The 8821-nt window shown below is 69.0% G+C and carries 9 protein-coding genes and 1 pseudogene; 4 read left to right on the forward strand and 6 right to left on the reverse strand.

The window, feature by feature from the left end:
- Nucleotides 1–123 precede the first annotated feature (123 nt).
- Nucleotides 124–525, reverse strand: coding sequence for a type II toxin-antitoxin system VapC family toxin (locus G3N64_RS37115; protein ID WP_205788586.1), 402 nt, complete (start codon nt 523–525; stop codon nt 124–126).
- Entirely contained in the window at nt 525–761 is a 237-nt protein-coding gene (gene vapB / locus G3N64_RS37120; protein ID WP_205788587.1) for a type II toxin-antitoxin system VapB family antitoxin, read from the reverse strand. Before vapB ends, G3N64_RS37115 begins: the two co-directional genes overlap by 1 nt.
- A 362-nt stretch (nt 762–1123) precedes the next feature.
- Here vapB and G3N64_RS37125 point away from each other — a divergent pair, with 362 nt between their 5' ends.
- Together G3N64_RS37125 and G3N64_RS37130 are read left to right on the forward strand one after the other, a co-directional pair.
- Nucleotides 1124–2827, forward strand: coding sequence for a thiamine pyrophosphate-binding protein (locus G3N64_RS37125; protein ID WP_205788588.1), 1704 nt, complete (start codon nt 1124–1126; stop codon nt 2825–2827).
- Nucleotides 2824–3921, forward strand: a complete 1098-nt coding sequence (locus G3N64_RS37130; protein WP_205788589.1) for an ADP-heptose--LPS heptosyltransferase — start codon at nt 2824–2826, stop codon at nt 3919–3921. The genes G3N64_RS37125 and G3N64_RS37130 overlap by 4 nt, the downstream gene beginning before the upstream one ends.
- Nucleotides 3922–4051: 130 nt before the next feature.
- Here G3N64_RS37130 and G3N64_RS37135 read toward each other — a convergent pair whose 3' ends face one another.
- Entirely contained in the window at nt 4052–5086 is a 1035-nt protein-coding gene (locus tag G3N64_RS37135; protein WP_205788590.1) for a helix-turn-helix domain-containing protein, read from the reverse strand.
- A 199-nt stretch (nt 5087–5285) separates the two neighbouring features.
- Nucleotides 5286–5828 carry a hypothetical protein gene (locus G3N64_RS37140; RefSeq protein ID WP_205788591.1) on the reverse strand — a complete coding sequence of 181 codons (543 nt, stop codon included), beginning with the start codon at nt 5826–5828 and terminating at the stop codon, nt 5286–5288.
- Between G3N64_RS37140 and G3N64_RS37145 the strand changes: the two genes are divergently transcribed.
- Nucleotides 5827–6150 (forward strand): hypothetical protein, encoded by a 324-nt coding sequence (locus G3N64_RS37145; RefSeq protein ID WP_205788592.1) that lies wholly within the window; start codon nt 5827–5829, stop codon nt 6148–6150. The genes G3N64_RS37140 and G3N64_RS37145 overlap by 2 nt on opposite strands.
- Here the strand turns inward: G3N64_RS37145 and G3N64_RS37150 are convergent.
- Nucleotides 6120–7646 carry an aldehyde dehydrogenase family protein gene (locus tag G3N64_RS37150; RefSeq protein ID WP_205788593.1) on the reverse strand — a complete coding sequence of 509 codons (1527 nt, stop codon included), beginning with the start codon at nt 7644–7646 and terminating at the stop codon, nt 6120–6122. The two genes, G3N64_RS37145 and G3N64_RS37150, sit on opposite strands and share 31 nt — an antisense overlap.
- Before the next feature lie 319 nt (nt 7647–7965).
- On the opposite strand from G3N64_RS37150, the gene G3N64_RS37155 reads away from it, so the two are divergent.
- Nucleotides 7966–8394 (forward strand): pyridoxamine 5'-phosphate oxidase family protein, encoded by a 429-nt coding sequence (locus tag G3N64_RS37155; RefSeq protein ID WP_205788594.1) that lies wholly within the window; start codon nt 7966–7968, stop codon nt 8392–8394.
- A gap of 97 nt (nt 8395–8491) precedes the next feature.
- Here G3N64_RS37155 and G3N64_RS37160 read toward each other — a convergent pair.
- A pseudogene (locus tag G3N64_RS37160) lies at nt 8492–8821 on the reverse strand (MFS transporter); the annotation flags it as partial.

The raw sequence follows: 8821 nt of genomic DNA on the forward strand, positions 1-8821 counted from the left end.
CCCAACCCGCGGATATCAGCTTGATCCACCGTCGAGATGTACTGCTACGTCGCCCTCAGGAAATTCCGGCAACATGAACCAGAGAAACCGAAAAACCGATCCCGATTGACACCGGGAGTCATATCAGTCGTTCAGCCAGTTCTCCAGTCGCAATCCCGGATAGCTGACGAAATCCCGCTCATTGTTGGTGATGAGGACGACATCAAGCGACACCGCATGAGCGGCGATCAGTTTGTCGAGGTGGTCCTTCTTCCGCTCGCGAGTGGCCTCGCGAACCGGGCCGTACGCTTGCGCTGCCGCGGCGTCGAAAGGCGCGACGGGAATATCCTCGATCAATGCGGCGAGATTGCGGCGCTCGCGCGCCGGGCTCGCACATGCGGTCACGCCGTACTCGAGCTCCGCATAGGTGATCGCCGACATGACGACGTCGCCCGTGTAGCACTGCGCGAATCGTCTGGCGACCTGCTCCGGCTGATTTTTCATCAGATAGATGCACATGTTGGTGTCGAGCATGAAGCGCGGCATCACAAACCCTCACGTTCGGCCTGCTCCTGGTCGCCACGCCCTTCGGCCATGAAATCCGGCCCGAATTTCGCGAACTTCTCCAGTACCTGAGTCAAAGGCCGCCGCGCCGGCCGAATACGGATTTCGTCACCGATGCGCTCGATTTCCAGTTCGATATCGCTGCGTTCATAGGCCAGGTCGGCAGGAATTCGCACGGCCTGCGAGTTGCCGTTCCGAAATACCCTCGTCATATGCATGTCGCTCCCAACATCCGGATGTACTGTGGATGTACAGTATATCCGCTTGGCCGACGATGTAAATCCATGTGTGTACATGTACGCTCACCCTGGGATCGATTCGAAAGCGAACGCCGGCACGCCATTCCGTGCATTCCGGATACGGCCCCATCCGCCGCGCCCACGGCAAGCGGGCCGGCTCGACATTCGTAGTGCCTGATTCTTCAGCGTCGGGGGGCTCGCGCACAAGCTGGCCGTTCGGTCGAACTTGAAGCACTCACCACGAATCCCCCCTTGTTCCGACACTTTTCACCGGCCGGCATACCGACGCCCGGCCAACCGGCGTAAGCTGTACGTCCCGCTACCCAGGGAGACGGCAGCCCATGTCGCATTCCAAGGATCTCGAGCAGCCCGCCACCACCGGCGCGCGACTGCTCGTCGATGCGTTGCTCGCCAATCACGTCGAACGCGTGTTCTGCGTGCCGGGCGAGAGTTTCCTCGCCGTACTCGATGCGCTGGCGGACGACACCGCGCGCATCCAGACGGTCGTCTGCCGCCACGAGGCCGCCGCCGCGAACATGGCCGAGGCCGTCGGCAAGCTGACCGGCCGCCCCGGCATCGCGTTCGTCACGCGCGGGCCCGGCGCGACCCATGCGTCGATCGGCGTGCACACCGCGTTCCAGGATTCGACGCCGATGATCCTGTTCGTCGGCCAGTGCGCGCGCGAGCACCTCGACCGCGAAGCCTTCCAGGAAATCGACTACCGGCGGATGTTCGGCCAGATGGCGAAATGGGTCGCGCAGATCGACGACCCGCGCCGCATCCCCGAATACCTGAGCCATGCCTTCCACGTCGCGACGTCCGGCCGGCCGGGCCCTGTCGTGCTCGCGCTGCCGGAGGACGTGCTGTCCGAAGCATGCGCGCCGCAGCCCGTCGTGCCGGCCGCGAAACGCGTCGCGGCCGCGCCGTCGGCCGCGCAGCTCGACGAGCTGCGCGAGCGGCTCGCGCGCGCCGAACGGCCGTTCGCGATCGTCGGCGGCAGCGGCTGGACGCCCGATGCGTGCGCGAACCTGCGCACCTTCGTCGAGCGCTGGCAGTTGCCGGTGGCCTGCGCGTTCCGCTACCAGGACACGATCGACAACGCACATCCGAACTACGCAGGCGACGTCGGGCTCGGGATCAACCCAGCGCTCGCGAAGCGCATCCGCGATGCCGACCTGCTGCTCGCGATCGGGCCGCGCCTCGGCGAGGCGACGACCGGCGGCTATACGCTGCTCGACATCCCGAAGACCCGGCAGACGCTGATCCACGTGCACCAGGGCGCGGACGAGCTCGGCCGCGTGTATGCGGCCGACCTGCCGATCGTGTCGGGCATGCCCGAGATCGCCGCGCCGCTCGCCACGCTCGAGGCGCCCGAGCACCCCGCGTGGTCAGGCACCGCCGCCGACGCGCATCGCGCGTATCGCGAATGGCATGCGCCGCTGCCGATGCCCGGCGACGTCCAGCTCGGCGACGTGATGGTGCAGTTGCGCGAGCGCCTGCCGCACGACGCGATCCTCACCAACGGGGCCGGCAACTATGCGATCTGGCTGCATCGCCACTTCGCATACCGGCACTTCCGCTCGCAGCTCGCGCCGACGAGCGGCGCGATGGGCTACGGCGTGCCCGCCGCGCTAGCCGCGAAGTCGCTGTACCCGTCGCGCGCCGTCGTTGCGCTCGCGGGCGACGGCTGCTTCATGATGGCCGGCAACGAGCTCGCAACCGCGATGCAGTACGGGCTGAACATCGTCGTGATCGTCGTCAACAACGGGCATTTCGGCACGATCCGCATGCATCAGGAGCGTAACTACCCGGGGCGCGTGCATGGCACCGGGCTCACGAACCCCGATTTCGCCGCGTATGCGCGCGCGTTCGGCGCGCATGGCGAGACCGTCGAGCGCACCGCCGATTTCGCGCCCGCGCTCGAACGCGCGCTGACCTGCGGGCTGCCCGCGCTGATCGAGATCCGCATCCCGCAGGACGCCAGCACGCCGGCCGCGACACTCGAACAGATCCGCGAACAGGGCCGCCGCGCACGCGGCGGATGACGATGGACACGCACACCGCGCCACCCGGCGGTACGCTGTCGCACGACGACGCGCTCACACTCCCCGGCACGCTGCTCGCACCGGACGGCACGCTCGTCGCGCCGTACGACCTCGAGCACGACGGCACGCGTGCCGTCGGCCACGTGCCGGCCGCGCCCGCGCGCGGCCTGCTGCACGCCGCACACCGGCCGTTCCGGCTCGACTATGACGGCGTACGGCACGTGCACGTGATCAACGGGATGGGCGTCACGCTCGGCGACTCGGTGATCGGGCTCGCCGCCCTCGCCGCGCTGCGCGCAGCGCACCCGGGCCTGCGTTTCACGCTGTACCGGCCGGCCCGCGCGCCGCACTATGTCGATGCGCTGTATACACTCGCGGCCGACATCGTCGCGCCGTCGCGCGTGCTGCCGTATCCCGCCGACGCGCTGCCGGCGGACGCGCCGTGCATCGACGTCGGCAATCACCTGTACTGGCCCGCGTTCGCGCGGCTGCCGATGATCGATTTCTTCCTCGACGCGCTCGGCGTGGAACCCGCGTCGGTGCCGGCGTCGGCCAGGCGCAACCGCTGGCTCGCGCGATTGCCGCTGCCGGCGTTGCCTGCGCAATGGCAGCGCCCGTACGTGCTGTTCTGCCCGAACGCGAGCACTGCGTTGCGCAGCGTGCCGCCCGCGCTACGGGCCACGTTCGTCGAGCAGCTCGCGCAACGCTACGGATTGCCGGTGGCCGGGTTCGGGCCCGTCGCGCATCCCGCCTATGTCGACGTAAGCGCCGATGCGGCCGGCGATACGGCCCGATTCATTGCATGGGTCAAGGGGGCCAGCCTGCTGTTCGCGCCCGACACGGCCGCGCTGCATCTCGCCGATGGTTTCGACGTGCCGACGCTCGCGTGCTTCACGACGATCGGGCCGGCGCTGCGCGTGCGCGACTATCCACATTGCATGCCAGTCGCGCTCGACCTGCCGGCCGAACTGCACGGACTGCATCGCAGCGAGCGGCCGGCCGATCTCGCGGCGGTCGAAGCCGCCTATCGTGCAATCGACTGGGATTCGCTGGCTTGGCCCGCGCCGCGCGACGCGACGGCTACGGCCGAATAGGGGAATAGCGCGCGGCGTGCCAATCGCATTGGTCGAACGCGAAGCGGCGTGCATACACCTGCACTGGAGCCGGAGCCGGAGCCGGAGCCGACACTGAGACTGAAACCGCTTCGACTGCCGCCCTCCGCGCTCACCCCACCGCGACCATCGCCGCGCGGTCGCGCAGCGTCTCCGACGGCCGCTTGCCGAACAGCCGCCGGTAGTCGGTCGCGAACTGGCTGAGATGCCAGAAGCCCCACGCCTCCGCCACGTCCTGCACCGAGCCGGCCGCGCGGCCGCACAGGTCGCGCCGCGCGCCGTTCAGCCGCAGCGTGCGCAGATACGTGGCGGGCGCCATGCCGAGTACGTCCTGGAAACAGTACTGCAGCGTGCGCCGGCTCACGTGCAACTGCTCGCACAGCTCGGGCACGCCGACCGGGCGCGTGCGGTGCGCGAGCACGTAGTCGCGCGCCTGCTCGACGATCCAGCGGCGCGTCGACGGCGCCCCGCCGCTGCCGTCGTCGGCCGGTTGCGCGCACACATCGAACAGCGCGGCCAGCACCTCGGCCTGCAGGTCGTCGCGCTGCGCGTCGGCCAGCGGGCCGGCCATCGCCACCGCCCCGTCGAGCCGGCGGCCGAGCAGTGCACACAGGCGCGCGAGCCGCGCATCGCCGACCTGCATCACGCGCTGCGTGAACAGCCGCTCGTCGAGCGCACGGCGCTCGACCTCTTCCGCATAGCGGCGCAGCACGTCGCCGCGCACGACGACGCCGTAGATCGAGAACTGCGCGGGCGTCACCAGCTCGAATTCGACGTTGCCGGGCCGGAACGCGAGCGCGCCGGGCCCGATGCGGCACGCATCGACGCGCGCGGTGCCGTCGCACACGAGCGGGATGCCGAACCAGTACGCATCGCCGCGCACCTCGCACGCCTGGCGCAGCAGGTGGCTCGTCGATTCGCGAAACAGCTTCATCGTGTCGAGCGGCAGCTCGGTCAGCGTGCCGACGAAGCGGCCGGCCGCGAGCTGGTCGTAGGTCTGCCGCCAGCCGATCAGGTTGCGCGCCTGCTCGTCGGCGTCATGCGCGACGCTGACGACCGCCTGCCCGGCCAGCGCATCGTCGCCCTGCGCGTTGCGCCGCGTGTCTTCGGCCGTCGGTTCTTCGCTGCACGCCACGTGTTGGTCCATCGTGTCCTCCATCACCTGCCCGGAACCGCGCCTGTCACGCAAGTCCCGTGCCGAACCGCGCGGTTCGGCGAACGGCCCGTCATTCCACGTTGTCCGGCCGGTGCGCGCCATCCGGGCGCACCCGAACGCAGCATGCCGCGCACGCCGCCGGTGCGATCCGCGCGACGACCGCGCATGCCGGACGCCCCGCCCTTGCCGGCTACCCGGCCGGCTTCAGCCGCACGACCCGCGTGCCGCAGTTGCCGTACGCCTGCGCGACCGCCAGTTCGACGATCGGGCTGCCGGCCGGCCAGGGCGCGGCGTCCGCGGCCGGCAGACCGGCGCGCAGCGTCGCGCGGCCGTTGATCCGGTAGCGGATTCCGCGCACGAAGTCGACGAACAGCAACCCGACGCCACTGCCGTCGCATGCTGCCGCGTCGATCCGGCCACCGTCGCCTACGGCGGGCAACGCGAACCGCAGCGTCTTCGTGTCGATCACGCGGACGACCGGCAGCAGATCGCCGTCCGCGTCACGCCTGCTCTGCACGATGTCGCAGGTCACAGCTGGGTGCGCGCCGCGTGCGGTGCCGACGAACATGAACGGCTGCGACTCGACGAACTGCCGCACGCCGATGCTGACGCGCGTCGTCACCACGTCGCTCATCCGCTCGGCTTCGTCGGCCACGCCGAAGCGATGTTGCGCGTCGAGTTCGCCCGCGTGGAACACGGGGTGGCGCGGAAAGGATCGGGGCAGTTCTGCCATGCTGGTTTCCGTCGCTGGTTTCCGTCGCTGGTTTTCGTCGCGCGCATCGGCGCGCCAGGCCGCGGCAAGCATGCGGCTGCCGGTATCGTTTCCGGCACGGGATGCGACGATGCGCGGCCCGCGCCGGGTGTCGAATGTCGAAATCGAAAATGGCGAAGTGCCGGGTGACCGGCGTCGGCGCACCGCATCCACGCGCGCGCCGCGCCCGTCACTGCCGGCAACCGGCGACCGGTCCGGCCGGCGTTGCGCTGCCGACCGGCCGTCCCCGGCGCTTCGCCACCGCTGCGGCGATCAGAAGAACCCGAGCGCCTCGGCCTGGTAGCTCACCAGCAGGCACTTCGTCTGCTGATAGTTCGACAGCGCCATCTTGTGCGTCTCGCGCCCGATCCCCGACTGCTTGTAGCCGCCGAACGCCGCGTGCGCGGGATACAGGTGGTAGCAGTTGGTCCACACGCGGCCGGCCTCGATCTCGCGGCCCATCCGGTATGCACGCGTGCCGTTGCGCGTCCACACGCCCGCACCGAGCCCGTAGAACGTGTCGTTCGCGAGTTCGATCGCGTCCTGCTCGTCCTTGAACGTCATCACCGACGCGACCGGCCCGAAGATCTCTTCCTGGAACACGCGCATCTTGTTGTTGCCGAGCAGCATCGTCGGCTTCACGTAGTAGCCCGTGCCGAGTTCGGCCGCCGGCGCCGTGCGCTCGCCGCCCGTCAGGCATTGCGCGCCTTCGCCGCGGCCGATGTCGATGTACGACAGGATCTTGTCGAGCTGCTGCTGCGATGCCTGCGCGCCGATCATCGTCTGCAGGTCGAGCGGGTGGCCGGCCTTGATGCGCTCGACACGCGCGACGGCCTTCTCGATGAATTTCTCGTAGATCGATTCCTGGATCAGGATCCGCGACGGGCACGTGCACACTTCGCCCTGGTTCAGCGCGAACATCGCGAGCCCTTCGAGCGCCTTGTCGAGGAACGCGTCGTCCTGGTCGAGCACGTCGGCGAAGAAGACGTTCGGGCTCTTGCCGCCCAGTTCGACCGTCGACGGGATCAGGTTGTCGGCCGCCGTGCGCAGGATGTGCTTGCCGACCGGTGTCGAGCCGGTGAATGCGATCTTCGCGATCCGCTTGCTGGTCGCGAGCGCTTCGCCCGCTTCCTTGCCGAAGCCGTTCACGATGTTGATCGTGCCGGCCGGGAACAGGTCGCCGATCAGTTCCATCAGCACAAGCACCGACGCGGGCGTCTGCTCGGCCGGCTTCATCACCACGCAGCAGCCGGCCGCGAGCGCCGGTGCGAGCTTCCATGCGGCCATCAGCAGCGGGAAGTTCCACGGGATGATCTGGCCGACGACGCCGAGCGGCTCGTGGAAGTGGTACGCGACGGTGTTGTCGTCGATTTCGGAGATACCGCCTTCCTGCGCGCGGATGCAGCCCGCGAAGTAGCGGAAGTGGTCGACCGCGAGCGGCAGGTCGGCCGCCATCGTCTCGCGCAGCGGCTTGCCGTTGTCGATCGTCTCGGCCACGGCCAGCAGCTTCAGGTTCTTTTCCATCCGGTCGGCGGCGGCGAGCAGCAGGTTCGCGCGCTCGGCTACCGACGTCTTGCCCCACTTGCGGCGTGCGGCATGCGCGGCGTCGAGCGCCAGCTCGATGTCATCGGCGCCCGAGCGCGGCACGCGGCAGAACGGCTGGCCGTTGATCGGCGACACGTTCTCGAAGTACTCGCCCTTCACCGGCGGAACCCACTTGCCGCCGATGTAGTTGTCGTACTGCTGACGGTACGGGTATTCGACGTCGAGGCCCAGTTGCTTCAGGTCAAACGGGTTCATACATGTCTCCTGTTCATCGTGCTTGTGTGAGTGCAGCGCCGGTTGGACTGCGCTGCACCCATTTACGCAACATGCGTGCCAAACAGGACGGAAGCACGGCGACCACCGCCGGCCCGCGTGCCACCGTGCCGTGTTCACCGACACAACACGGCGGGTGTACCGATTCTGAACAGCGCGATTGCGCAGCAGCCGGGCCGGTGTTCGAAATTTCCACAATGCGCACGCGCGCCGCCGCGCGGATGCCGGCCGCGATGCGTGGCATGTCGCTTGCGTGCGCATCGCGCATTCCCACGCAACGGCGTGAGCGCCGACCGCCCCCATGAACGACCGCGGCCCCCTGACAGACGACGCCATCGCGTTCATCCGCGAGCAGGCGTTCCTGATCGTCGCGACCGCCGACGCGGCAGGCAACGGCGACTGCTCGTACCGCGGCCGCCAGCCACGCGCGGACGGCTCGTTCGAGCCGCTCGTCGACATGCCCGACCGGTGCACGCTCGTGCTGCCGGATTTCGCGGGCAACAACCTGTTCAACACGATCGGCAACCTGCTCGTGAATCCGGAGATCGCGCTGCTGTTCGTCGACTTCGTGCGCCAGACGACCTGGCTCGTGCAGGGCCGCGCGACGATCGACGAGGATGCGGAAAGCCGCGCGCACCTGTGGCCGGATGCGCGGCACTATGTGGTGGTCGAGGTGGAACGGGTGCACGCACGGGCGGATGCGGCGCTGCCGCCGCTGGTGCTGGCGTGATGCGCGCGGCGGATCGTCAGCATGCGAACAACGATGACGCAATACGAAGGCGCCTCGGCCACCGTGGCCGAAGCGCCCATGCGCGACGACGCGACGCTCAACGCCCGTGCGTCTCCGCACAAGCCGCTTCGATCCGGCTACGCACCGGCACGTCGGGATGCGCGTGCCCGTCCGTGTCGTCGCCCGCTTCGGCAGCCACCCGCCGCCCGCCGAGAAACGCGAACACCACCACCGCACAGAGCACCGTCACGACCGCCAACCCGATCACCAACCGATCGAACGCGTGCGTGTAACTTGCGAGCAGCGCCGCATGGCCGACACCCGGCAACGCAGCCGCCGCACCCGCGAGATCGCCGGTCGCGAGCCGCGCGGCGGCACGCAGCGTCGCGTCGGGCGTGCCGGTGGCACCCGCCGCCTGCGTCAACCC

Origin of the sequence: Burkholderia sp. Ac-20344 (assembly GCF_017104975.1) — a bacterium.
Classification (GTDB): domain Bacteria; phylum Pseudomonadota; class Gammaproteobacteria; order Burkholderiales; family Burkholderiaceae; genus Burkholderia.